This window comes from Paraburkholderia elongata, from assembly GCF_013177735.1.
Lineage (GTDB): Bacteria > Pseudomonadota > Gammaproteobacteria > Burkholderiales > Burkholderiaceae > Paraburkholderia > Paraburkholderia elongata.
This window is the reverse complement of record NZ_WOEZ01000199.1, coordinates 44,984-69,558: the sequence shown is the minus strand read 5'-3', so window position 1 is coordinate 69,558 and position 24,575 is coordinate 44,984. Positions and strand designations below refer to the sequence as shown.

The following is a 24,575-nucleotide window of genomic DNA, read 5'->3' as shown; positions in this document are numbered from 1 at the left end:
CGCCATCGAGGGCCAGCCGAAATCGCTTCCCTGGTCCGCATCGCGTGGCTTTCACGCGATGCGCGCATCAGCACGCAATTGCACAAATTCCGTGCAATTGCACAGGTCCGTGAACAGCAACACACCTAAGAATTGATAACTAGCGCGCAGTGGCAAGGCAAGGCGCGTAGAACAGGTGACCGCGCGCCACTTCCCGCAACGTCCGCGACAGCACGACGCTCCAGAGTCCGCCCAGCAGGATTGCGAACAGCACGCCGGCCACGGCGAACGCCTCGAACCCGGTCACCCGATACAGGCTCAGCGTTGCTGCGGTGTAGACGCCGAGCGGGAACGTGAAGCCCCACCAGCCGAGGTTGAACGGCAAGCCTTCGCGACGGTAGCGCAATGTGAAGAGGAGCGCGACCGCAAACCACCACACGCCCGCGCCCCACAGGATGAGCGAGCCGATCAGGCCGAAGTCGCGTGCGATGGCGGCAACGCTCGCGAGTGCAGTGCCGGCGAATGCGCCGGGCGCGGCCTGGCCCAGCGTAAGCAGTCCCAACGCGCCGGTGCCGATCGGGCCGAGAGTCAGCCAGCTGGATGGGCCCAGATCACGATGCGGTAGTTTGTGAATGACCAGCCGGAAGAAGACGACGGTCAGCACCGAAAAGGCGAGCGGCACCGAAATCGCCCACAGCAGATAGCCTGCGCCGACGACGAGCTGCGCGGTTCGTTCGACCAGGTGCGGGGCAAGCGCCGCGGCACTTGACGCCGCCACTTCGGGCGCCACAATCGGCAGCAGCAGCACGGCTGTAACGCGCTCGAAGGCATGGCTTTGCTCGGTGAACATCAGGTACGGCACTCCCACCGCGACAACGACTGCCAGCAGTGCGTCACAGCACCACAACGCATACGCGAGCGAGTAGGCACTTGCGCCGAAATGCGGTCCCGCGAACAGCACGATGCCGTTGATGATCGGCGCGAGACCCATTGGCAAGGTGCCCAGGAACATCGATTGAAGCGGGTGATGCAGCAGGGGTTTGATCGTTTCTGGATAGAAGATCCAGCGCGCAGCGAACATCGCCGTGAACACCGCATAGAGCACGATGTCCACGCACCACAACGAAACGGCGAGTGCGTGCTGGCCCGGAAAGCTCTGGGGCAACGCGGCGAGCACGAGCGATACGATGCCGTTGCCCATTGTCATCGCGAACCAGTTCGGCGTGAACTGGCGAATCTTGTCGGAGAAGTGCTGCAAGGACGTTGCCTCGCGTGCACCAAACTGGCTGGACATGGTCGTCTCCACAGGGAATCGGGATGAACTGATTGTGCGGATTTGCTATCCATATTGAAAATACATCCTTAATATGAAGCTAATGCCTATTTGATATACATACGACGATGAACTTCACCCATCTCGCAGCGTTTTTTTCTGTAGCCGAGACCGGCAGCGTCACCGCCGCGTCGGAGCGGCTTCACGTTAGCCAGCCGGCGCTCACGCGCGAGATCCGCGAACTGGAGGAACGGGTCGGCGTGCCGTTGTTTGACCGGCTCCCGCGCGGCATGCAGCCTACCGAGGCAGGCCGTCTGCTTGCCGATTACGCCGCGCAGATTTTCTCGCTGGCGGACGCAGCCGAAACCGCGATCGGCGAGTTCGCGGGTTTGACGCGCGGGCACCTTGGGCTCGCCTCAAGCCGCACGATTGGCGTTTATCTGCTGCCTCCCGTTCTGGACGAGTTCCGGCGGTTATATCCAGGCATCACGATCGACCTCGCGGTGTCGAACACCGAATACGTCGAGGAGACAGTGCTGGCGCATGAACGGCAGCTTGGGCTGATCGAAGGACCGTACGACGCATCGGTGTTCGACGCGGCCGTCATTGGTCGTGACGAACTGATTGCGGTCGCCGGCGCCAGCCACCCGCTGACGCGCAAGCGCCGCGTCAGCGCAGCGGAGGTCGGCAATGCCGAACTCGTGATGCGTGAACCCGGATCCGGCACACGCATGGTGCTCGAGGACGCGTATGCCCGGCACGGCTATGGGCTGTCGCCGAAGCTGTCGGTGGGCAGCCCGGAGGCGATCAAACGGATACTGCGCCTTGGCAATGCGGTCGCGTGGGTGTCGCGCCAAGCGGTCGCCGACGAACTCGCCGCAGGCGTTCTGGTGCAGTTGCGGGTGCACGACCTGAAGATCGAGCGGGAGCTGAACATGATCTGGCGCAAGGCGCGTGCGTTGAGCCCGAGCGCGCGCGCCTTTCGCACGCTCGCCGATCAAATGTTCGAACACGTGATCGTCTAGCCGGCGAGGGGCGTCATCGTGGGCGTTCCCAGGTCCGATGCTTGTGCGTCAGCTGGCCTGGTTGTCGACACCGGAGGGGCCCGCTTCATTCTTCTTCCCATTGACAACGCCAAGATAGTGAGCAAGCTGGTCGACCTGATCGAGAGGGATCGGTGCGCCGAAGCCGTTGCGCATCTTCATGATCTCGGTCTTCCACTCGGGAGTGGTCAGTGGTGGCTGGCGCAGCACCATTCCGGTCGAATGACACATCACGCAATTGGCGTTTGCGATCTCTGCGCCTTCGCCGGGTGGAAAGAGCGTGCTGCCTGCCGGCAAAGAAACGTCGAGCGGGGCGAAATGCACCGGAGGCACGAGGGCGGCCTGCCGCTGCGCCTGTCCGGCGATCGATTCAGGCAAGTAGTGACTGCCGGTCAGCGCGGCAACGGCACCGACGACGACAGGAACGGCCCAGACCGCCGCGATACGAACCAGCTTCAAGTTCATGGTTTTCGCCTCGTGTCAGACTACGTTGATATCGACGGATTCAATGACGTTGCGCATGAAGCCCGCGCCGTTCCAGTTCGGTGTATTCGGCTGCGCCTGTCCAGTCGAGTCGATCGCGCGGACCATCAGTGTGCGGCTGCCCGTTTGCGGGAAACTGACCGTCGTCTGCCACTGCCGAAAACTGTAGCGGCCGTAATCGCGGCCCATCGCTGCGTCGGTCCAGTTGCGGCCGCCATCGGACGAAAACTGCACCTTCGCGAGCGCGTTGAGACCGCCGAACGCAATGCCGCGTACGAGCATTGGCTGACCGCGTTGTACCGTGCCCGCAGAGCGCAGATTGGTGAAGAACGACCGGGGCAGCATTGTATTGATCGGCACCTGCTTGAAGTCCTTGTCGCCGGGATGCACGTTGGCAAAATGGTTATCGGGGACGAGGTAGGCCTTGGCGGTCCAGAAGTTGTCGTCGGGCTTGTCCAGCACTTCGATGTCGTGCAGCATCTTGACCCAATACGTTGCATACCAGCCGGGCACGACAAGCCGCAACGGATAGCCGTTGAGCAGCGGCAGCGGCTCTCCGTTCATCGCATAGGCGACCATCACTTCGCCGTCGAGCGCGTGGTCGATCGCGAGCGACTTCATGAATTTCGGCGTTTGCGGAATCACGCCGGTCTCGAGGCCGTTCAAGCGCACCTGCACCGCGTTTGCGCCGACACCGGCATGTGTCAGCAAATCCTTCAGCCGCACGCCCGTCCATCGAGCGTTGCCCATCGCACCGTTCGCCCATTGACCGCCTGGCACGCGAGGACTAAAAAAGCCGCGGGAATTCCCCGAGCATTGATTGACCGCGGCAATTTCGAAGCGCGGGAATTTTTTCACAAGATCGTTCAGCGTCAGGCTGACAGTCCTGTTCACGTGACCCCGGATGTCCAGCCTGAACGCGGCCGGATCTACGGACGTTGGAATGTTCGCAAGGTGCCACCGCACATAGAAGCGGTCGTTTGGCGTAAAGACGCCCTGGTCGAACACCTCGAACGGCGTTTCGATTAACGGCGGCCGCGTTCTTTGCAGTATGACGTTGGACTTCTGCGGAAACGCGGACGTGAGCGGGCGCTCACCATTTTCGAAGGGCAGCATGATGTTATTGCCTGGTGCTGCCCTCCCCGTTATGGGATTGGTCAATGCCGCGAGCCCCAGCGCACCGAGGCCACCGAGCAGCCTGCGGCGCTGCTGGAAGATGTCGCGTTCATCGTTCTTCATGGTCATCCTTCTGTCAGGTGTTGAACATCGGCGCAGGCGGGTGCTGCAGATCCGGATCCTGTGTGCCGCGGTGATGTGCGGTGTCCGTGTCGAACGTGTCATCAGTAGCGCCGTCCCGGTTAATTGCGCCGGCAGCGAGGCGGGACGAATTGAGCGTCACCGAAAGTGAGCTGGCGATCATCAACGCGGCTGCCATTACCGGCGACACGACTCCGGATAACGCGAGCGGCACGGCAAGCAAGTTGTAGATGGCTGCAGCAATGAGGTTCTGGCGCATCACGCGCGCAGTGCGCCGTGCGATCGCCAACGCGGCATTGAGCTTCTCGATGCCGCCCTCGATCAGTACGATCGATGCAGCGGCCACCGACGACGCCGTCGCGTTGGCGACGGCGATGCCGAGATCGGCCGCCGCGAGCGCGGGCGCGTCGTTGAGACCGTCGCCGATGAACGCGACCTTCGTTCCCGCTGCCTGTGCAGCGACGATGCGACTGGCCTTTTCTTCCGGCGACTGGCCCGCGTAAACCGCGCCGGCGTCGATGCCGACAGCCTCGGCGACGCGCAAGCCGACGGCCGGCTCGTCGCCGGTCAGCATCGCGAGCGCCGCGCCTGTCGTCCGCAACGTGGCCAGCGCGCGGCGTGCACCGGCACGCGGCGCGTCCGCGAAATGCAGCGTGCCGCGCCACCGCCCATCGCGCGCGACATGAACCGTCGTATGCGTGGCTGCCGTGTCCGGAACTGGTACACCGTGCCCGGCGAGAAAGGACGCGTTGCCGGCGAGAATGCGAGAGCCGTCCGCGCCGATCCATTCGACTCCCGCGCCGGGCGTCGCACGGGACGTTCCCGTCGCGCCGTCGACGGTTGCACGGCATGACGGCAGTACCAATGATTCGATGGCCTTTGCGAGCGGATGCTCGCTGCCGCGCTCGGCGATCGCCGCGTCGACGAACAGGTCGACTGTGCTCACGCTGTCGGCACATTGCGACTGGACGAGCCGGGGCGCGCCTTCGGTCAGTGTTCCGGTCTTGTCGAAGCAGAAGAGGTCGATGCGGCCGGCCTTCTCGATCGACTCGACATCCCGGAACAGCACGCCCGCGCGCGCCGCTCGCCCCGCCCCAGCGGTAAGCGCGAGCGGAACGGCCATACCGAGCGCACAGGGGCAGGTGATGACGAGCACCGCCACGGCGCGTTCGAGCGCAACGGCAATGGCCATACCCTCGGCTGCGTTCCAAAGCAAGGCGAGCGTCGCGAGCCCGCAGATGGCCGGCACGAGGTAGCGGGTGAACCGTTCGGCGAGTGCCTGGGTCGCCGTCTTGCGCGCGAGCATCTGCCGCACGCTATGCGCGATCAGATCCACGCGACGCTCGCCCCAGGCGCGCTCGACCAGCACCACCAGTTCGCCATCTCCATTGAGCGCACCGGCTTCGACCACGTCGCCGGGTTCGACGGTGATGAACGCCGTTTCGCCGGTCAGCAGCGAGCGATCCAGCGACGACACGCCTTGCGTGATGACGCCGTCGAGCGGAACGCGCTCGCCAGGGCACACCCGAACCGCGCTGCCGCGTTCCACCCGCTTGGCAAGGACTTGCGTTTCGGCGCCGGACGCATCGATCACGTGCGCGGTTTCAGGCGGTAATTCGAGCAGGCTGCGTACGGCGTCGGCCGATTGGCTTCGCACGGTCGTTTCGAGCAGCCTGCCGGCCAACAGGAAGACCACGATCATTGCGGCGGAATCGAAATAGACGGTCGACTCGCCCCGTATCAACTGCCATACCGAAAGCAGGCAGGACCCGCCAGCCCCGGTCGCGACGAGGACGTCCATGCCCGGCGCTCGAGCGCGCAGCGTGCGCCACGCCGCGCGGAAAAACGGCAGCGCACCGTAGCCGATCACCGGTATGGCGGCGAGCCCTGCAAACAGCGCCAGCCCAAATCGGGCGGCCGGCGAAAGACTGCCCTCGGGCGCAACGTACAGCGCCCATTGCGCCGGCATTACCCACATCGAAAAGAACACGGCGACCACGAGCCGGACCATCAGGTCATGGCGGATTTTGGCGAAATGCGCGCGCCGGTCGTGCCCTGCGCCTTCGGGGATGCACGCGTATCCGAGTTTGGCGGCGCGCTGCAGCAAGCGCTCAAGCGACGTCGCGAGCGGGTCCCACTGCAGCGAGGCGGACTCGGCCGTGAAACTGACGCTGGCGGCGAGCACGCCGGGCTGGCGTCGCAGCATGCTTTCCAATGCGTTCGCGCAACTGGTGCACCACATGCCGCGCACATCCAGCAGCGCACTATCTGGAAGGTTGGATTGCATTTTGCGTTTCGTCCCGCTCTACGGCTGCTTCGAGAGTTCGTCGCCGCCGGCCCACGGCGTCGTCCTCGTGCCCAGAGCGGTTCGCTCGCCCTTCACAAGGTCGGCTGTCAGTGCAGCCGACTTGTTGCCGAAGCTCGCGCGAACGTGCGTCGCCACCGCCGCGATTTCCGCGTCGGAAAGGGTCGTGCCAAAGGCGGGCATCGTGCCGTTGAAGCTTGCGCCGGCAACGTCGATCTTGCCGTTGATGCCCAGCAGCAGGATGCGCGCGACAGTCTTCGCGTCGCCGTTCACCCAGGCGGAGCCGGCCAGCGGCGGAAACACGCCGGGCAGGCCGGCACCGCTCGCCTGATGGCAGGACGCACAGCGGCTCGCGAAGATCTGCGCGCCGTCGGCCGCGGCGGGTGCTGCGGCGCTCGTCACGGCGTCGCGGCTGGCATCTTTGGCGCCGGCCGGCGCAAGGTCCGGATTGAGCAGGAAATAGCTGACGCCCCAGACTATTAGCGATGCGCCGACGAGCCCGAGAAGCCAGGGCACCGGATTCGCCTGTTCACTGGGTTCCGCACGCTCCCGTGTGTGGATCGTGTCGTGCTGCGTGTCGTGTTTCATTTCGTCACTCCGGATTCAGTGGCGGGAACGGGATACGTGTGGTTGAGTGCAGTCAGGTAAGCGACGAGATCGAGCGCCTCCTGCGTGGCGACGACCTGGCCGCCGGCCGGCGCGAAATGCGGCGGCAGCGTCACGACCTTGTCGCCCGGTTCAGGATGCGCGACCACCTTGAAGAGAAACGGGTACGACGGCATCACGCTTCCAGGCGTCACACTGCGTGGCTGGTACAGGTGAGCGAGATGCCAGTCGACGCTGGGTTGCCGTGCGCCGATGTTGAACAGATCCGGGCCGGTGCGCGACACGCCCAGCAGGTGCGGGTAGTCGTACGCATAGTCGGCCGACACCGAGGGCCGGCCCCAGCCGCGCAATGCGTCCGGACCCTGGGTCGCCGCTCGCGGCTGCTGCGAGTGGCAATACACGCAACCCATGTTGACGTATGTGGCGCGGCCGCGCAGTTGTGCGATGGTGTACGGCTTGAGCTGTTCGGGCGGCGATTCGTCCTGCAGCTCGCGATACGGCAATGCGACTAGCACGAGCGTGGCGATCGCCAGCATGATCAGCGCACCGATGACGATGGTGAGAACCCGGTTCATGGTCAGACTCCTGCGGACGGCGCGCTGCCGATAAGCGCCTGGCCGGAACGGACCGGCCCGGGGTCGAGCACCATCGCGAAGAAGTGCCATGCGAATATGAGGTGCCCTGCGGTCATCAACACGCCACCGAACGTTCTCGCTGTCAGGTAAGGCGTGAGCACGTTGACGGAATCCATGAAGGGCCGTGTGGCGTCAAGCATGGCGATGCCCTGCAGAACACCGCCGATGCTCAGAGACACGAAGTAGATCGCGAAGCCGGTCACAGTCAGCCAGAAATGCAGGGCAATCAACTTCGGATAGGGCCACTCCCGCTCCAGTACGCGTGGCATCACGAAATAGATCGAACCGAACATGATCATCGAGTAAAAGCCGTACAGGCCGAGGTGCGCATGCGCGACCTTGTATTGGGTGAAGTGCACGAGGCGATTGAAGAACGGCACGGCTTCGAGCGTGCCTTGCAGCGAAACGAGCGTGTACAGCGCGGCGCCCAGTACGACGAAGCGCAGCGTGGGCGAATAGCGCAGCGCCGCGAAGCGCCCGGCCACCGTCATGTGCTGATTGACGCCGACCGCGAGCACGGGGATCACCATCATCACGCTCTGCACGACCGAGACGCTTTGCAGCCAGGCTGGCACGGGGCCGCCGAGCAGATGGTGAATGCCGGCCTGGCTATAGAACATCGCCAGCGCCCAGAAGCCGACCAGCGAGAGGTTGTACGAATAGATAGGACGGCCGAGCACCTTCGCGATGAAGTAATAGGCTGACGCAAGACCTAACGGCGTAAGCCACAAGCCAAGCACGTTGTGTGCGAACCACCAGTTGACGATGGCCTGCTCCACGCCGAAATGCACGTACGGCACTTTCGCTACGACATACAGGATAGGAAACCAGAGCAGCGCCGCAGCGATGTACCAGACCGAAACGTACAGGTGGTCCACATTGCGGCGTGATAGCGTCAAAAATAGCGGCACGGCTGACAGTGCGCCGCCCAGCGCCAGGAGAATGCCGATCTGCCACGGAATCTCGAGCCACTGCAGGCCGTCTGTCCAGCCCGCGAGTATCGCCATGACACCGGCCGCGACGCCAGCGTTCCATAGACCAGCGCCCGCGACGGCGTAGCGCTCGCCGACAAGACGGGTCTTCAGCAACCGCGGCAGCATCCATAACGCGATGCCCAGGCCTGCCATCGATGCCCAGCCATAGATCACCATATTCAGGTGCGCGGTTCTGATGCGGCCGAACGTCAGCCAGGCCGATTGGACCAGAAAGTCCGGCGACGTCAGCTTTTGCGAGGCGACCAGGCCGGCGAGCGAGCCGAGTACCAGCCACAGGATCGACGACGTGAGAAACGCAAACGCGGCGGCACGGCTCGACCTGTCCTGCTCTTCACGGGCCTGCAAATCAGGCCCCGTGTGTGCGGCTCGTTGCGCGTCGCCGCGCGTCGCCGAAGCATTGGCATTGTCTTCGGCCCTTTGCAGTGCGCCGCGGTGCGTCGCCGAAATCCCGGGTTCTTCGACCACGCCGAGTTCACCCGCTTCGAATATCACCTGTGCCGCCTCTGGGCCGGCCCGCATCAAACCTCGTGTCTGTGCCCAGATGAACATGAAGAGCCCGAGCACGGAAATGAGAAACGACAACGCAAGCAATGCGCCGACTGTGAGCGTCATGGCTGAAAAACCCTCAATTGTTCGAAGGAAAATTGTTAGCGACGGCGGTCACGCTTGTGTGACCTCGGCGGAACTCAGGTGACTTGTTCCATCCGCAAAAATCGCGGTGTACACATTGTTGCCGGTCCCGGCACGTCGGTTGAAAAGCAGTATGGCGCTCGCGCTCGCATATGTAATATGCATTTTTTCGATGTAAGGCATGCTTTATTGATATGCCTGAGCCGAGCAGCGGCTGCGTGTTTCCACCGGGCATTTCGAATGCGCCGTGGACATGTGGAGTCGCGTTGCACGCCAAACAAGCCGCGGACGTCACCGTGATGTTTTCGAAGGCGCATCGGCGTTGGCATTGCATGACTGCGATGGGTGCGGGAGCAGACATTGACAGAACGGCGCGTCATATCCACTGGCGTCGGCATGCAATTGCACAATTTCCGTGCAAACGCGAAGATCCGTGAACGGCAGCACACCTAAGCTTTGCCATACGCGTTCCCGTCCTCTGGACGAACTATGCTCAAGGAGAGAAACGATGACGAAAGTGCTGTGCGTGCATTATCCCGATCCCGAGCGGCCTCGCTTCCCCGATCACGCGTTATCGGAGCACCCCTTATGAAGCCGATCGCCCTGAATTCCGTCCGAACTCTCTACTTCGCCGCTACCGCCGCGTTGGCTGCCGCAGCGATATGCGTCAACCAGGCGCCGGGCTTCATCAGGGCGGTGGCCACAGTGGGAACGGAAACGCAATTGCCGCTGGAACGCATCGCCAGCGATGGCGTATTCGTGCTGGACATCGCCCATGCGTCGGGTTCGCTGCGTCGACAGGCAGCGGCTGGCCGGCCGACTGCGACGCAGTTGGACACGTCGAAGGCCGAGCCGGCGCCGCCCAGCGCGCCGCACGGGCTTTCGCACGGCACGCCCGGATACCGACGAACCATCTCGGACTCAATGTACTGGACCTGAACCAGGCGCGATATGAGCACCATACGTCGGCCCTGCGATGCAGCCGCCAGCTAGTTGCAACGGTACGTCAGATGATCGGCATCGCGCACCTGCGCGCGATAGCGGGTCGGCGTCTCGCCGACGCGTTGCCTGAAAACAGTCGCGAAATGCGTGTGCGAACAAAAGCCGGTGGCAAGCGCAATATCCAGCACACCCTGCTTCGTGGTTGCGAGCAACACCTGCGCCGTTTCGATGCGTCTTTGCAACAGGTAATCGTGGGGGCTCATGCCGGTGGCCGCGCGGAACTGGGCGGCAAAGTGCATGCGGGTGAGTCCCGTGCTTTGCGCGATGTCCTGGAGCCGGATGGCCTCGGACAAATGCGCATCGATGTATTCGATGGCCCGTTTCAGGCGCCAGCGTGGCAATTCCGTAACCGCGCGCTGCGCCTTTCGCGTGGCATGGATCTCTCGCGACAGCAGACGCGTGACGATCGCGAGACCAATGCTATCCGTAAACAGATCGTTGACTGTCGGGCCTTCGACATGTGCACATACGAGCGCGTGAGCGAGCTGTGACACGGCGACGTCCGGTACGAGCGCAGCGTTTCCAAGCATCACCTCACCTCCCGGTGCCCGACCGCAGACATGCGCGTAGCACTCGCGCAGCAGTTCCTGTGGCGCGTACAGATGCAGCACGTCGCAAGGCGCTCTAAAGACCGCACTGACTTCCTGTCCAGGTTGCGTAATCTGAGTCACCCCGGGTGTCACCCGGCCGTCGCAGATTACACGGGTGCCATGACAGAACGTCAGATCGGTCGACTTCAGGCTCACCGCGATCGTGTGGCAAGTCCCTTCGCTCCGGTTGACCACCCGTTCTGCGCTGGGAGCAGCAAGCGTCCAGCGTGACAAGCCGAGTGTGCGCTCCGGTGACGACGAACACGCGGCTGTCGGCCGCGCATCACAACGCCAGGCCGTTTCCGCCACGATGGTCCGTGGGGTCCCGCTCGTCTCCCATGGCGCCGTCAATACGGCGCTACCGTCCGGCAATGCTTTCATGTTGACACTCCCTGGAGTGACGTTTGCCGACTCGCTCATCCGCCGGACCGGCGGGCCGAAACCGATTGCGTGCAATCGGATTGGACTCCCCACCAGCATCGGTGAAGAGTTGAAGCGCATTCTGCACGGCCCCGTCTTTCTCCAATCTGACCCCTCGATTACAGGTTTGTTATCTGTTCTGCCGTTCGCGTCTGCCGCTGCAAGCCGCGATCGCCCGAAACGCGCGCGGACTCGCCAACAGCGTGCGAATTCTGAACTCGCGGGCGATTGCTCAATCTTCGCGTGTCCGGAACAATCATGATTACTCCCAGTCGTCCCCGTCGGGATTGTGAGGAAAGAGACATGGCAACCCGTCTTCTAAAAGCACTTACTGCGCTGCTCGTGTCAGGCGCAGGCTTCTGCCCCGTCGTGGCGCACGCGTACGCGCTTGATGCGCAATTCGACTGCAGGGCGCGTCCGCACGCGTTCATTGGGCAGCTCATCAACAGCCAGTACATCGACCCGAATCCGATGCACGTCGAAGCGAATTCGGTCAACGCGTTTCGGCCAGCGCACGGCAGCGACATAACCGCCTTCGGCTTTCGTGTCTACGCCGTCATCGGGTACGAGCAGGACGACGGATTGTTCAAGAAGGGCCCAGGCCAGGCGCTCACGGGCCCGCTGTACGGCGCGGTTTTGTCCGCTCCCAGCGAGGCGGTCGAATCGCGCTTGCGCGAGGCAGGCAGCAACGCTACCGTGCGCACGGTGATTCCGTTGTTGCTGACCGCGGTGGTCTGCAGCGCAGCTTGACTTCAACGGCACCTTACTGGACACCAGCCGTCATCCGCGCCTACCGGGGTAGTAGGCCGGCCCGCATCAAACCTCGTGTCTGTGCCCAGATGAACATGAAGAGCCCGAGCACGGAAATGAGAAACGACAGCGCAAGCAATGTGCCGACTGTGAGCATCATGGCTGAAAAGCCCTCGATTGTTCGCAGGAAAAATTTTCACAGAATGATTTATTTTGCATGGACTCCTTATTAGCCGATATCACCCTGAGGGGGGATCGGCTCCCCCGTGTTCCCCCCGTGTTCCCCCCGCGTTTCCCCGATATATCACACTTGAAGCAAGGATCAGCTAATTGACAGAGCGAGCAGACGTCGGCCGATCTGATCGCCACGCGGCAAGGAATTCGACAACCGCGCGAGCGTCGAAGTGAAACGGCGCTGTTGCACATCCGCCTGTTCGGCGTCACCGCGGGCCTCGTGAATCGCTGCCGCCGTGCGGTGAAGCCGCCAGTCCGCCAGCGGGGTTTCGAATCCTGCCGCGGCCGCGAACGCGGAGTTGATATGGTCGAGTGCAATGACCGGATCGCCGCTCGCGAGCGCCTCGCGCGCAACGACTTCCCAGGCGAGAGCCCGCCACGTCCGGTCTTCGGTGGCGAGGGCGAGCTTCAAGAACGCCTCCCCGCGCGATCGGGCTGTGCGATGGTCGCCCGCCATCATCGCGGCCTCGGCGGTACCCCATTCGATTGCCAGTCGCCAGTACCAGTCGAACATGATGGGCATAGCGTCCATCTGCTGTCGCGCTTCGGCAAACAGCGACGCGGCGCGTACGCTATCCCCCAATCCTATGTATGCGAGGCCCGCGATTACGATACACGCACGGTGGTGCACGGGCAGCAGCGCGCCGGGGTCGGCTTCGACCGCCCGAACGGTCGAAGCCGGGACGAACCGTTCGTACATTTCAATGACTGACTCGTAGTCCATCGTGTGCACGAGCAGCCAAGCCCTATAGACCTCGAGTTTGCGGGCCGCAAAGTAGTCACCGTTCTCGCGGAAGAAAGCCATACCCTGGTCGAACGATTCCATCGACCGGCCTAGCTCGCCAAGGAAAAGCTGAGCCCACGGCGTACCCAGCCGGAGCATCCACGTCGCCCTCGCGAGGTCGAAGCCCGGATGTTCCACCGCGTGCTCAAAGAGGATCTGGTAATTCGCACGCAGAATCCCGAGCGCTTCGCGATACCGGGTGGAAATGAGGCACGGCATGCTGTAGTCCATATTCGCCCGGGCAATCAGCAAGGGATGCCCCGTCTCGCGCAACGCACGAATCGCAGTCTCGCACTCAGTCAGATCGGCATGCGACCAGCCGTTGGTCCAGATACGGCGTACGTAGGCACTCACGCGAACCAGCGCACTGACGCGCATGTCGGGATGCGATGCACTGAGCGTAAGCGTTTCGTCTAGCACATCAAGGCAACGTTGCCTGTCGCTCCAGCTAAAGACGTAGGCGAGGCCGAGCATGGCGCGCAATTGCGCATCGAGCCGGCCAATCGTACGTGCCTGCTCCTCGAGTTCGACCCAGGCCGCCTCGGCGCGCGGATCATGGGCCGCCGCGTAAAGCGACGCGCGTGCCTCGGCAAACTCAAAGCTTTTAAGCGGACGCAAATCAGCCGGCAACTTTGCAGTGAGCGAAGCGGCAAAGTCGAGAATCGACTGCGCCTCGCGATACGCAAAGCGAAGCTTTGCGGTTTGCAGCGCAATGCGTAGATAGTCGATCGCTTTGAGCCAGTCTCTCGCGTCGGCGAAATGTTGTGCGAGCTCATGTGCCACCTCCGCTCTCTGGTCACGAGCATAGATCGCCTCGAGCCGTTCCGCGATTTGCCGATGCAAACGGGAACGGCGAGTCAGCCCTTGACGCCCATAGAACGCGTGGCGAATGAGGGCATGGTCGAAACAGAACATAGCCGCCGCTCCCCCGTCGGGTAAGCGTTTCACTCCACAACGTTGAATAAAGCGTTGATTGCGTGCCAGCGCCTCGCACAGATCGTCGAACTGCTCCGTCGACAGACCCGCGGCCTCGGCCACGGTCGCGGATGAAAAGCACAGCCCTGCAACGCTAGCGGCTTCAAGCAGATTCCGTTCGTCGGCGCCCAAGCGCCGGATTCTGCCCTCGAGCGCCTGGGTTATCGTGTGTGGCGCTGCCGCGCCGATCGTCCCCAATGGTGCCAGGGGCCGCCAGCCCGTCGCCGTCTCGCGGAGCATGTTGCGCTCCACGAGATCTGCGAGGGTCGCCCGCATAAACAGCGGATTGCCGCCGCAACGTTGCACGATGAGATGAGACAGTTCTTCCTCGACAGGGTCGATATGATCGCGCTCTTTCAGCCACGAAACCACCGCGTCGCGAGGCAGCGGGCCAAGCGCCAGATCTCGGCATAGGCCCCTCAGCGAAAGCTCGTGGTGTAGTTGCTCGATGGGGTGTTCAGCCAGCGCCGCCTCGTCCGGCCGGTAAGTGGCGACAATCATCAGGCGCAGCGCTCCTGGCTCACGCGCAATCGCCGCCAGCAAATCGATGGTTGAGTAGTCGGCCCAATGAAGATCTTCGAATATCAGAAGTAGCGGTTGCGTCTGCGTCAGAAAGCTCAGCAAGCCGTTGATCTCCCGCAGCATGCGTTCGCGCGACGCGCCAAGGATCTGCCGATGCAGGGACTCGCGCACATGACTCGCCACCTGGCCCGGAAGCTGCAATGCCCACGTGGGCGCCAGCGTCACCAGCGCTTTCACGACTTCGCTGCCGCCGGTTCCCTGGCAAAGTTGCCCGAGAGCCTGCAGAACCGGATAAAACGGCTCCGTGCCACCATAGCCCTCGACACAACGCCCTTCAGCGACCCACGCATCGCGATGTTCGAACCTTTGGGCGGCAACGAACTGCTTGAGCAACGTTGTCTTGCCGATGCCTGGCTCACCGGCAACCACCACGACCTGGCCGTTTCCGGATCTGGCCCGGTCCATTGCGGCGCTCAGTTGCTGCAGTTCGCTCGTGCGCCCGACAAAGCGGCCGAAGCTCTCCTCGCTTACGACCGGCAGCGGCGTAGTTGTTGGGACCTCTACGGGCGCGACGAAACGATAGCCGCGACCGCGCAGCGTTTCGATGTAGCGAGGGCACTGCGCGCTATCGCCAAGCCGTGCCCGGATCGTCTGAATGTGGGCCTTCACGACTTCGGGCTGCACGTGCACATCAGGCCACACCGCTTCGAGCAGCGCGTCGTGGGTAATCAGCGCGCCGCGATTCTCGATCAAAAACCGCAAAACGCCGAAGGTCTTGCGCGTCAGATCGATCCGTTCGGGTGTCGCGTCGGAATCCAGCCGCCAAAGGCATTCGTTCGCCGTATCCAGACGAAAGCCTTCGAAACCGACCAAAGATAGCGTGCTCGACTGCGCCTTCATACCAACCTTGCTCCTCACACCTTGATTAGGCCCAAATTGCAACTGTCTGAACGCCGACACGTCGTCGATGGTCGCGGCGCATGCTACGCCCAGGGCGAGACGCACATTCTTGCCGTCAAAGTAAGGCGGTCAAAATCCAGACGGGTGAATTTTGGGTCTTGATTTGGTAGTGGAATGGTCCTGCCCGCATTACCGCCACACATGACGCGTTTGCAATCCCTTAACTCAATCGACGCCACTTCCAGATAGCCGGACGAGACCCAGACGGCTCGCCAGCGTCACCGCTTCGATCCGGTTCCCCACCGACAGCTTCGTATACAGATGCTTTGCGTGCGACTTCACCGTCTCGGGCGCGATGCGCAGCCGGATCGCGATCTGCTTGTTGGTCAGCCCGCGCCCCATCAGTCCGATGATTGCGCGTTCACGTTCGCTGAGGCCCATGGCGGCAACGGATCGTGCCGTGTCCCGCGCCGTATCACGCCCCGGTTGCACATCGGCGATGCCACGCCGGCGTCGCGACATCAATGCGCCTGCGTAGGGAAGCAGTTCGCGGACGTCGCCCGCGGGCGCGATCGAACCCCGCACGATCCCGTCGATCAGCTTCGCAACGCGCTCACTGCAGTCGACCAGCGTCTGATGCAGTCCTACCGAAGCCGCCTGCAGCAGCAGCGTGACGAGCACCTCGACCGCTTCATCGCGCAGACCTGCGACCAGCAACGCTTCGACCAGCAACAGCGCGATCGCCACCGCGCCGTATCGATCGCGTCTCAGAACGGTATCGCAATGGAGCTGCCGCAGCGCCGCGAGATCGACCGCGGCGGGTGCTTGGGCGGATGCTTCAGAATTCGCCTGGGCGGATGCTTCGGAATGCGCCTGCGCGGATGCTTCGGAATGCGCCTGCGCGGATGCTTCAGAATGCGCTTGCGCGAGCGCCAGCCGCGCCTGCGCGAGCACGTGGTAGCGCGCGATCTCGAAGCGCGCGCTGCTGCTCGCCGCGTCGCATTGCCCGTCCAGCACGGCGAGCCGTTGTGCGCAGAGCGCCGCCTGGTCGATGCGATCCGCAGCCACGTGCATCTCGACCTGCTGAGCGAGGCTGGCGGCGCGCAGCCGCGGCCAGTTGCGCTTCATCCCAAGCGCATCCGCCTCGGCCAGCAGCAAGAGCCCTTGTCCCGGTTGCCGCCTTTTCGCAGCAATTCGGGCGAGCAGTCCGTAACCGCGCAACGCGCCTTCGATCGTGCCACCCTGCCGGATTCCCGGCAGCCTTGCTGCGACCAGCGCCTCACTCTCGTCGACGCGGCCCTCCTCGTACAGCACCTGCGCCATCACGCAGGCGGGCAGCGCGTCGAGCGCCGCCGAGCCGGCGCGACAGCGACGCGCGACGTCAAGCGCGTCGTCGGCCAGCAAGCGCGCGCCATGGAAACGCATCTGAGCGAATTCGATCGCGGCGTCGAGCGCAAGGTCGAACATCGCGGTGATCGCGCGCAGCCGGCCCGGCCGCTCGCCCGGCTCGCTCAGCTCGCGGCGTTCCAGCGTGTAGGAACTCTCAGGATCGCCGAGGCGCCAATAAGCGCAGCGGCACACGGTCAGCGCGACGCGCGCGGTGGGCGTTGCAGAGCCGAGCCGCAGCGCGCAAAGCGCAGCGGCCAAGGCCGCCCCCGCGTCGTCCTGCAGCAGGAGCGCCGCGGCCCGCACGGCCGCGATCTCGCAGCGCAGCGCAAGCGCGACCGGTCCCGGCAACGGGCCGACCTGTCCTTCAATCCGCTGCGCGATCAGCAGCGCTTCGGCGGCCATGAGCCGGATCAGCATTTGCCACGCGCGCGCAAGATCCAGATGGATGCGCGCCACACTCACCGCCGGCCGTTCCCGGCCGACGCGCGCCGATGACTGACTTTCGTCGACGTACACCGGCACGGGCGGCACGACGTGAAGCCCCCGCATCGCGAGCGCTTCGGACTGCGCCCGCGGCGGCGCCGCACGGGGATGAGGATGCGCCGCTTCCTGATGAGTTTCGCAGACAAATGCCTCGTTCATTCCACGCTCCGTTGGACACCAGATCGTCGCAACCGCTTGACGACCGCAGTACCGTCCAGACTAGAGATGACCGTCCGGAAAAGCGTGATGATTCGGTTCTTTTTCGGTAAAGGATGCGTTGTCGCCCGGTATTGTCCGGTGTTGTTCGAGCAGCAACCGAAGCGAAAGCGATCGATACCGTGGTTTGTGATGCGGCTGGTGCTCAGCCGTCGAGCAGGCGCGGCGCGGCAGCGTTCGTCATCCGCCAGGTCGGCCTGCATGGCTGTATTCGATGTCTGCGTGATCATGTGCGCCTCCGTCGATGCGCCCGTACCGAAACCCGGACGGCTTCGTGGGGCAGATCTCGACGGTCCCCATCTTGCGCAGTCTGGCGGCAGCACGACATCCCCTCTTTGGGGGAGCGCGACGGGAGCGGCGTCGCCTGTTCGTGCGTTCATCTCAGGTTGTCGCGACGCGGCTTGATTGCGCCCGCCGCATGGCGCTTCGCAATCGACGAGCGCAGCGCGGAATAAGCCGGCGCGACCATCGGGTAAGCAGCGGGCAGGCCCCACTTCGCGCGGTATTCGTCGGGGGTCATCGCGAAGTGGCGCTGCAGGTAGCGCTTGAGCGACTTCAGCTTGCGTCCGTCTTCGAGACAGACGAGGTAATCGTCGTGCACCGATTCCTCGATCGGCACCGCAGCCCGCTGCTGCGCGGCCGGTGCCGATGCCGTACGCAATGCGGCCAGCGCAGCGTAGGTGCTCGCGATGAACGCCGGCAGATCGGCCGCCGGCAACGGATTGCACGACACGAAGCTCGCCACGATTTCGGCGGTGAGCTCGATCAGATCGATGTCCTCCGTCACGCCCCGCCTCGACCGATCAACGGTTCCCGGCGGAATAGCGGCATTTCCCGAAATGGAGTGCTGATTCCCGAAGCATCATTATTCTTCATGACTCGGCTCCCTTGCAGGCGCGTCATCGGTCACGTTAGGGTCGGAAGGCATGGCGCTCAATCCCCCGAACGGGGGTCGCCACGCTCGCACGGACAACCGGCAGCAGCAACGAACCCGGCGCTCGCCGTTTAGGGCCTGTTCACGCTAATAACAGGCTTGCGAACGTGCCCTAATGCACCTTCGTGCCGGCCGGGTCCCCCGGCAGGTCGTCGCTGCGATAGCCGCCACCGAGCGCCTTGGTCAGCACGATGCCCGCCTCGATCTCGTCGCCGGTAAGCTGCACGAGCCCGAGGCGCCCAACGATTACCGGTGCCTTCGCCTGCATCGCGGTCGTCCTGTCGCCGAGGCCGGTCTGGTAGCCCGCCTCGGCACTGTCGCTCGCAAAGCGCAACGCGTCGATCCGCTCACGCTGCAGATGCGCACGATGATCGAGGTCGTCGATCTCGCTGCCGCTCTGCGCGACGTCGCGCACCGCGTCGAGCACCGCCTGGTTGTACTGCTCGATCAGCGTGTTGCTGGCCGTGCGCGCGCCGTGCAGGTTCGCGTTCAGGCGGCCGCCGTCGAAGATCGGCAGCGTGAGGCCGGGAATCAGGTTGATCTGCTGGCTCGAATGCATGAACAGGTCGCGCATTCGCAGCGCGTTGAAACCGAAGAATGCGGTGATGTCGAAGCTCGGGTAGAACGCCGCTTTCGCTGCATCGATCTTATCGAACGACGCCTGCACCAGCCAGCGCATCGCCTGCAGATCCGGGCGCCGCGCAAGCAGCTCGTACGACAGCGTCGACGGCAGCGAAGCCGACGGCGCCGGCAACGGCACCGGCGCGATCGCCGGCAGATCGTCGGGACCGGCGCCCGCCAGCGCGCGCAGCGCCTCGCGCGCGTGGACGACCTGCTCCTCGCTCGACGCAATCTGCTGGTCGATCGCGAGCAACTGCGAGCGCGCCTCGGCGGTCTGGGTCAGCGCTTCGAGGCCGCGTTCGTGCCGCGCCGATCGCGTGTCGAGCTCGAACACGCGCACTTCGCGAAGCTCCCGCAACAGGTCGAGGCTCGCGTAGGTGATCTGGATGCTGTAGTAGAGCTGCGCAACGCCTGCCGACAGCTCGAGCTCGGCCTGCGCCGCCTCCGCGCGCCGCGCGTTCTGCTCGCCGATCGCCGCACGCACGAGGTCGCGCTGCTTGCCCCAGATGTCGATGTCGTAGTGAGCGTCGACGCCCACCAGCCCGGTCCAATACCACGGCCCGTAGGCTCCGATCGCCGGGTCGTGCGACGCATACGCGCTGAGGAAACCGTGCCCCGAGACCCGCTCGCGATCGGCATCCGCCAGCGCCGACATCTGCAGACCGGACCCCGCGCGAATCAGCTCGACCTGCGCGTTGGCCTGTGAGACGTGCTCGCGTGCAATGGCGAGCGTCGGCGCATGGGCGAGCGCCAGCTCGACGAGCGTATCGAGCTGCGGATCGCGATACTGCTCCCACCAGCGCGCCGACGGCCAGCCTTCGTTCGCGAGATGGATGTCGTCGGCGAGACGGATCTGCTGCGGCACTATCATCGCGGCGGGCGGACTGTCGTGGTGAATGAGCGCGCACGAGGCGAGCAACGGCAGCGCGAGCGACGCGAGCCAGTGGTTGGCGAGTCGTGCAGCCAGTCGTGCGGCCCGTCGTGCAGCCGGTCGTGCAGCCAATAGGCGCGGCAGGCGGTGGAGAATGCAGGCGAAGCGCGTCATCGCAGATCACCCCGCACTCGCGAATTCGCCGGACCCATGCTCTCCGGCCGACCAGCGCGGCAACCCGGCGAGCGCCGCATCGATCCGTTGCGCGTGCCGTTCCAGCGCTTCTTCGCCTGCGGCGCCCGCTGCCCCTGTCGGCGCGGCGCGCAGTCCACTCGGGTCGAGCGGCGCTGGAGTCGTCGCGGCCGGTGGCTCGGCCGCGAGTTGTGACGCGTATCGCTCCAGCGCATCCGCGACCTCCGACTGAAAACTCCCTGCGCGCTCCATCGACGCGCCTGCTGACGCACCGGTCATCGCCTCGTGGTGAAACGCTTCGATCGCGACGAGCATCGCCCGGCTCTGCGCGAGCACCGTCTGCGACAGGGGCGTAATGCGCGCCGTCTCGCCCTCGCGCCAGTCGGGTTCGAGCGCGACGCGTGCCAGCACCGTCTCGCAGTCCGCGAGCATGGCCCATGTTTCGACCACCGCCGCCGAATCCGTCGCGCGCGGACCGGTGAGCACCGCCCTCGCCTCGAGGCGCGCCAGCGCCGCGATCTTGCGCAGCACCGAGGCCAGTTGCGTGCGCAGCGCATCGGCTTCGCCTTCCGGCCACATCGACATCTGGATGAAGGTTGCCACGCCGACACCTAGCAGAATGCCGACGATCCGGTCGCGGATCTCGGTGAGATCGGACGGCGGCGAGAACGATTCGAGCAACGCCAGCGCAAACGTAAACATGATCTGGACGCCGGCATAGCTGATCCGCTCGGAACCCGCCGACACCCAGGCGCCGAGCGCGATCACGGGCAGGCTCATCAGCAGCAGCCCCGTCACGCTCTCCAGGTGCGGAATCACGAACGCGACCATGAGCAGCGCCAGCGCGCTGCCGACCAGTGCGCCGCTGATCCGCAGCAGGCCATGGCGGCTCGACGCGCCAAGGCTCGGCAGCGCGACGATGAGACACGTCAGCATGATCGTGTGGATGCCCGGCCAGTTCACCGCGTTGTAGAACACATAGCAGATCAGTACCGACAGCAGCGTACGCAGCGAGAAGCGCGCGTAGCGCGGATTCGCGAAGACGCCCGGTTCGAGCAGCGCAGAGCGCGCCGGTGGTTTCGTCGCTTTCGCCGGATCGGCCGCTGCAGCGCCGGTGGCCGCATCGTCCGACGGCGTCGGCGCGGTGCTCCGCGTTGCATCGGCCGGCGGCGCCGGTGCGGCGACCCGCGTTGCATCGGCGAACGCGTTGAGCGCACGCTGCATCGCGTCTATGGCCGCTATCGACGTCGATACCGGCGCGTGCGTAGGTGCGCTCCAGTGCAGCCATTGCGCGTCATCGCCGATCGTGTGATCGAGCGACACGAGTTCGTCCTGCACCGCGCGGATGGCATCGATCTGCCCAGCGCCGTGCGCGACGGCATGGTCGGGCAGCACCGCGGCAGCCTCGAAGATGCGTGATACCGCGGTCACGCAGGCCAGCCTCGCCGACGCGTCCTCCTTGCTGTAGCGGTGACGCATGGTCGAGAAGCGCAACAGCTTCTGCAACGACAGTGCGCCCTGCTCGAGATCGAGCGAGCCGATCCGCACGGCCGGCGCATGCGCGTCAATCACGGCGGCGAGCCGCGCATTGGCCGTCGCGAGCTGCCGTTGCATCGCGGCGCGCAACTGCCGCTCCGGCTCGGCTGGCAGAAACAGCGTATTGATGATCAGCGACGATGCAACGGCGTAGCTGACCGCCGACCACAGCCACAGACAGTTACGCACTAGCGCTTCCGCGTTATCGGTCAGATCGCCAAAGCTCTGCGCGTAAATCACGACCAGCGAGACGAGAAAGAAAACGAGCCCGAAATTCGTCACGGCCCGCATGAGGTAAGTGCTGCAAAAAAAGATTGCGCTCGCAACGATGATGCGCAGCAGCGGATAGTCGAACGTCAGCGCGTAGAGACCGATCGTGGAGGCGATCGCACACGTCGTGCCGATCACGAGATTCAATGCGACCACGCGGGTCAGCACGATGTTCGCCTGCGTGACGAAGAACACCACGATCAGCGACACCGCCAGCTCGGGTACCTGCAAGGTCATCGACAGGACGATCACGATCGCGCTGCCGAGCACGCAGCGCAACGTCACGTTGCCGCGCCCCGGAAACGCGGCGAGCTCGTCGCGCAGGAAGGCTGCGAGCTCCGCGAGCGGCCGCGGCCATGCGAGACTGCGCCCGACGCCATCAAGGCCGCTCATGACGGCGCTCCATCGGGCGTCGCGCGATTGTTGCGATCGTCGCGACGTTCGGGTTGCAGCACGGCGACAGCGGACGTGCCGATCCGGAACAGTTGCGGATCGGGATGATCGACCCGTATCTTCACCGGAAAGCGCTGCGCGACGTGCACCCAGTTGATGCTTTGCTGGATGTTCGGCAGACCGTTTGCGGTGCCGCCGCCGTCCTGCGGATCGACGCCGAAGCCGATCGAGTCGATCGAGCCGCTGAAACGGATGCGGGTATTGCTCATCAGGTACACGGTCGCACGGGTGCCGGGCCGGATGTTGGCGAGCTCGTTCTCGCGGAAATTGGCGACCACGTACCAGTGCCGCGTATCGATCAGTGTGAAGACGGGCTTTTGCGCGGACACGAATTGCCCGACGGACGTGCGCAGCTCGACGACGCGGCCATCGAACGGAGCGCGCACGGTCGCATATTCGAGGTTGAGCTGCGCCGTCGCAATTTCGGCGAGCAGCACCGAGCGCTGCGCGACGAGCGCGGCGACGCTGCTGACCGCCGCCTGCGCCTCGCGCGCCTGCGATTGCGCGGCCTCAAGCTCGGCCTGCGCCGCGCGTTGCGCGGTGCGCGCGCGCTCCAGTTCGTCGGCGGAGATGTAGCCCTTCGCAATCAGCGGCTCCATTCTTGCCAGCGTGTCCCCCGCCTGCTTCGCGGCGGTTTGCGCACGCACGACCGCCGACTTTGCAGCGTCGGCGCTGAATCCTTGCGCATTGACGGTGCGCTGCGTCAGCGGAATCTGCGCATCGAGTTGCGCGAGCGCCGCCTGCGCGCGCTGCAACGCGAACTGATACGGCCGCGGGTCGATCTCGAACAGCAGATCGCCCTGCTTCACCGCCTGGTTGTTGCGCACCGCGAGCGTCACGATCTTGCCGCTGACTTCGGGCGAGACGCCGATCGTGTCGGCGTACGCATAGGCGTCGTCGGTGCGCGGCGCGGTATCCACGCGCCAGATCACGGCGATTACCGCGATTCCCGCCAGCACGATCAGCAGCAAGGCGGGCCAGATTCGCGGACGCTGCGTTCCTGCGTCCGTGCTGTGGGCAGCGGTCATGGTCACACGGTCGGTTGAAGGTTGAAGGGGTTGAAGCGATTAAAGGTTGAAGCCTGCTACCCAGAGCGCGATCGAAAACAACACCGTCAGCGCCGGGTAGACGATCGCGGGCGGCGCGAGCCAGGCGCCGCGGCCGCTGCGCGAGAGCAGCACGTGCACGCATGCGGCCAGCAGCACGCCGCCCGTGATGCAGAACAGCCAGTCCGGAAAATACGCGCCCAGCACGCCGACCGACGGCGCGTCGCTACAGGCAGTCAGCGTCGCGCACGACAACACGAGCGTCCACGCATGGCGCCCAGGGCGCAAAACACTCGACATCGCCGTCTCTCCTTGATGGCAGGCGCTCTCAGCCCGCGTCGCGTTGCGTCAGGTCCTCGAGCAGCTGCAGGTCCGTGACTGTGTACGAGATGCCCATGCGGAATCCGGCGCCATTGCGCACCGGCGCGAGCGCCGACAGTTCCTCGCCCGCCGCCTCGGGAAACGTCACCGTGCCGTCGCCGACCCAGGCGTCGACCACCTTGAGGTCGTCGGTGATCGAGAGCACCAGTTCGTTGATCGCCGGCTGGTCGTGCTGGCCGGCCGACAGGCTCGGGAAATACCGCAGGTTCACGGTCGGTCGCGACAGCAGCGTCGACGGATCGGCGACGGGCTCACGCAGCGTCACGCGCGCCTCGACAAGCCGCTGACCGCTCGCCGACATGCTCGCGCCGAAGCGGCCGCCGGGCGCAACGGGCGCGGCGGCCTTGCTTGGCGCGACGTAGCTGCGCGTCTGGTATACGCTCGCGAGGCGCTTCGGGAAACCTTGAATCCAGCCGCGCGCGAGTGCCGCATCGTTGTCGACGAAGATGTACGGGCACCATGCGACGCGCCGGTCGCCGTATCTGGCGTCCACCAGCAGCAGGAACTCGCGGTACTGGTAGCGCGCGGGATCGAGATACTCGTCTTGCTCCCCGGTAAACTGCCAGTCGATGAAGAGCACGACCGCATGACCGTTGGTGTCCGGGTCCGGTGTGAGGCCCTGCGGCAGCGTCGCTGCGGTTGCGTCCGGCGAGGCCCAGAACTCGACGCCGATCACGTCGCCCGAGTAATGCCACGGCGGCGGCGGATTCAACGACGACTTGCCGAGCGGCGTCCGCGGTACTGTGTATCCTTTCAGCATCTCGTTCTCCCGGTGACGAGGCATGCAGGCACGTGTGCCG

At 64.5% G+C, this 24,575-nt stretch carries 20 protein-coding genes; 3 read left to right on the top strand and 17 right to left on the bottom strand.

The genetic code is table 11. From position 1 onward, the window contains the following. Positions 1-139: 139 nt before the first annotated feature. Positions 140-1,273, bottom strand: coding sequence for a TDT family transporter (locus tag GNZ13_RS36010; RefSeq protein WP_172173561.1), 1,134 nt, complete (start codon positions 1,271-1,273; stop codon positions 140-142). Between the two features lie 107 nt (positions 1,274-1,380). Between GNZ13_RS36010 and GNZ13_RS36005 the strand changes: the two genes are divergently transcribed. Then, the gene (locus GNZ13_RS36005; RefSeq protein WP_172173558.1) at positions 1,381-2,277 is read left to right on the top strand and encodes a LysR family transcriptional regulator; all 897 of its coding nucleotides are present in this window, start codon (positions 1,381-1,383) and stop codon (positions 2,275-2,277) included. A 48-nt stretch (positions 2,278-2,325) separates the two neighbouring features. Here GNZ13_RS36005 and GNZ13_RS36000 read toward each other — a convergent pair whose 3' ends face one another. From GNZ13_RS36000 to GNZ13_RS35975, 6 genes are read right to left on the bottom strand one after another with little or no spacing between them, the layout of a single operon-like run. Then, positions 2,326-2,760, bottom strand: a complete 435-nt coding sequence (locus tag GNZ13_RS36000; protein ID WP_172173556.1) for a c-type cytochrome — start codon at positions 2,758-2,760, stop codon at positions 2,326-2,328. 15 nt (positions 2,761-2,775) lie between these two features. After that, complete coding sequence (locus tag GNZ13_RS35995; protein ID WP_172173553.1) at positions 2,776-4,017, bottom strand: molybdopterin-dependent oxidoreductase; 1,242 nt, start codon at positions 4,015-4,017, stop codon at positions 2,776-2,778. 13 nt (positions 4,018-4,030) lie between these two features. Continuing rightward, a complete protein-coding gene (locus GNZ13_RS35990; RefSeq protein ID WP_172173550.1) occupies positions 4,031-6,322 on the bottom strand; it encodes a heavy metal translocating P-type ATPase in 2,292 nt (763 codons plus the stop codon). A gap of 18 nt (positions 6,323-6,340) precedes the next feature. Further along, positions 6,341-6,928 carry a c-type cytochrome gene (locus GNZ13_RS35985; RefSeq protein ID WP_172173547.1) on the bottom strand — a complete coding sequence of 196 codons (588 nt, stop codon included), beginning with the start codon at positions 6,926-6,928 and terminating at the stop codon, positions 6,341-6,343. Further along, on the bottom strand, positions 6,925-7,521 hold the full coding sequence (locus GNZ13_RS35980; protein ID WP_172173544.1) for a cbb3-type cytochrome c oxidase subunit II: 597 nt from the start codon (positions 7,519-7,521) through the stop codon (positions 6,925-6,927). The genes GNZ13_RS35985 and GNZ13_RS35980 overlap by 4 nt, the downstream gene beginning before the upstream one ends. A gap of 2 nt (positions 7,522-7,523) precedes the next feature. Further along, a complete protein-coding gene (locus GNZ13_RS35975) occupies positions 7,524-9,188 on the bottom strand; it encodes a cbb3-type cytochrome c oxidase subunit I (RefSeq protein WP_172173541.1) in 1,665 nt (554 codons plus the stop codon). A gap of 606 nt (positions 9,189-9,794) precedes the next feature. On the opposite strand from GNZ13_RS35975, the gene GNZ13_RS35970 reads away from it, so the two are divergent. Next, positions 9,795-10,145 carry a hypothetical protein gene (locus GNZ13_RS35970; protein WP_172173538.1) on the top strand — a complete coding sequence of 117 codons (351 nt, stop codon included), beginning with the start codon at positions 9,795-9,797 and terminating at the stop codon, positions 10,143-10,145. A gap of 50 nt (positions 10,146-10,195) precedes the next feature. Here the strand turns inward: GNZ13_RS35970 and GNZ13_RS35965 are convergent, their stop codons facing one another. Further along, positions 10,196-11,179, bottom strand: a complete 984-nt coding sequence (locus GNZ13_RS35965) for a helix-turn-helix domain-containing protein (protein WP_172173535.1) — start codon at positions 11,177-11,179, stop codon at positions 10,196-10,198. A 342-nt stretch (positions 11,180-11,521) separates the two neighbouring features. On the opposite strand from GNZ13_RS35965, the gene GNZ13_RS35960 reads away from it, so the two are divergent. Then, positions 11,522-11,968: a hypothetical protein gene (locus GNZ13_RS35960; RefSeq protein WP_172173532.1), complete on the top strand. Its 447-nt coding sequence runs from the start codon at positions 11,522-11,524 to the stop codon at positions 11,966-11,968. 322 nt (positions 11,969-12,290) lie between these two features. On the opposite strand, the gene GNZ13_RS35955 is transcribed toward GNZ13_RS35960, so the two are convergent. The 9 genes from GNZ13_RS35955 to GNZ13_RS35915 all read right to left on the bottom strand — a co-directional run bounded on the left by GNZ13_RS35955 (position 12,291) and on the right by GNZ13_RS35915 (position 24,535). Next, complete coding sequence (locus GNZ13_RS35955; RefSeq protein ID WP_172173529.1) at positions 12,291-15,383, bottom strand: ATP-binding protein; 3,093 nt, start codon at positions 15,381-15,383, stop codon at positions 12,291-12,293. Positions 15,384-15,608: 225 nt separating this feature from the next. After that, positions 15,609-17,414, bottom strand: coding sequence for a LuxR C-terminal-related transcriptional regulator (locus tag GNZ13_RS35950; RefSeq protein ID WP_172173526.1), 1,806 nt, complete (start codon positions 17,412-17,414; stop codon positions 15,609-15,611). Then, complete coding sequence (locus GNZ13_RS35945) at positions 17,411-17,701, bottom strand: hypothetical protein (RefSeq protein WP_172173523.1); 291 nt, start codon at positions 17,699-17,701, stop codon at positions 17,411-17,413. The genes GNZ13_RS35950 and GNZ13_RS35945 overlap by 4 nt, the downstream gene beginning before the upstream one ends. Positions 17,702-17,847: 146 nt before the next feature. After that, the gene (locus GNZ13_RS35940; protein ID WP_172173520.1) at positions 17,848-18,258 is read right to left on the bottom strand and encodes a MucR family transcriptional regulator; all 411 of its coding nucleotides are present in this window, start codon (positions 18,256-18,258) and stop codon (positions 17,848-17,850) included. 259 nt (positions 18,259-18,517) lie between these two features. After that, positions 18,518-20,071: an MdtP family multidrug efflux transporter outer membrane subunit gene (locus GNZ13_RS35935; RefSeq protein WP_172173517.1), complete on the bottom strand. Its 1,554-nt coding sequence runs from the start codon at positions 20,069-20,071 to the stop codon at positions 18,518-18,520. A gap of 6 nt (positions 20,072-20,077) precedes the next feature. Next, entirely contained in the window at positions 20,078-22,288 is a 2,211-nt protein-coding gene (locus GNZ13_RS35930) for an FUSC family protein (protein ID WP_172173514.1), read from the bottom strand. After that, positions 22,285-23,376 (bottom strand): multidrug transporter subunit MdtN, encoded by a 1,092-nt coding sequence (gene mdtN, locus GNZ13_RS35925; protein WP_172173511.1) that lies wholly within the window; start codon positions 23,374-23,376, stop codon positions 22,285-22,287. The genes GNZ13_RS35930 and mdtN overlap by 4 nt, the downstream gene beginning before the upstream one ends. A 39-nt stretch (positions 23,377-23,415) precedes the next feature. Then, complete coding sequence (locus GNZ13_RS35920; protein WP_172173508.1) at positions 23,416-23,694, bottom strand: YtcA family lipoprotein; 279 nt, start codon at positions 23,692-23,694, stop codon at positions 23,416-23,418. Between the two features lie 28 nt (positions 23,695-23,722). Next, positions 23,723-24,535 carry an acetoacetate decarboxylase family protein gene (locus GNZ13_RS35915; protein WP_172173505.1) on the bottom strand — a complete coding sequence of 271 codons (813 nt, stop codon included), beginning with the start codon at positions 24,533-24,535 and terminating at the stop codon, positions 23,723-23,725. Positions 24,536-24,575 lie beyond the last annotated feature (40 nt).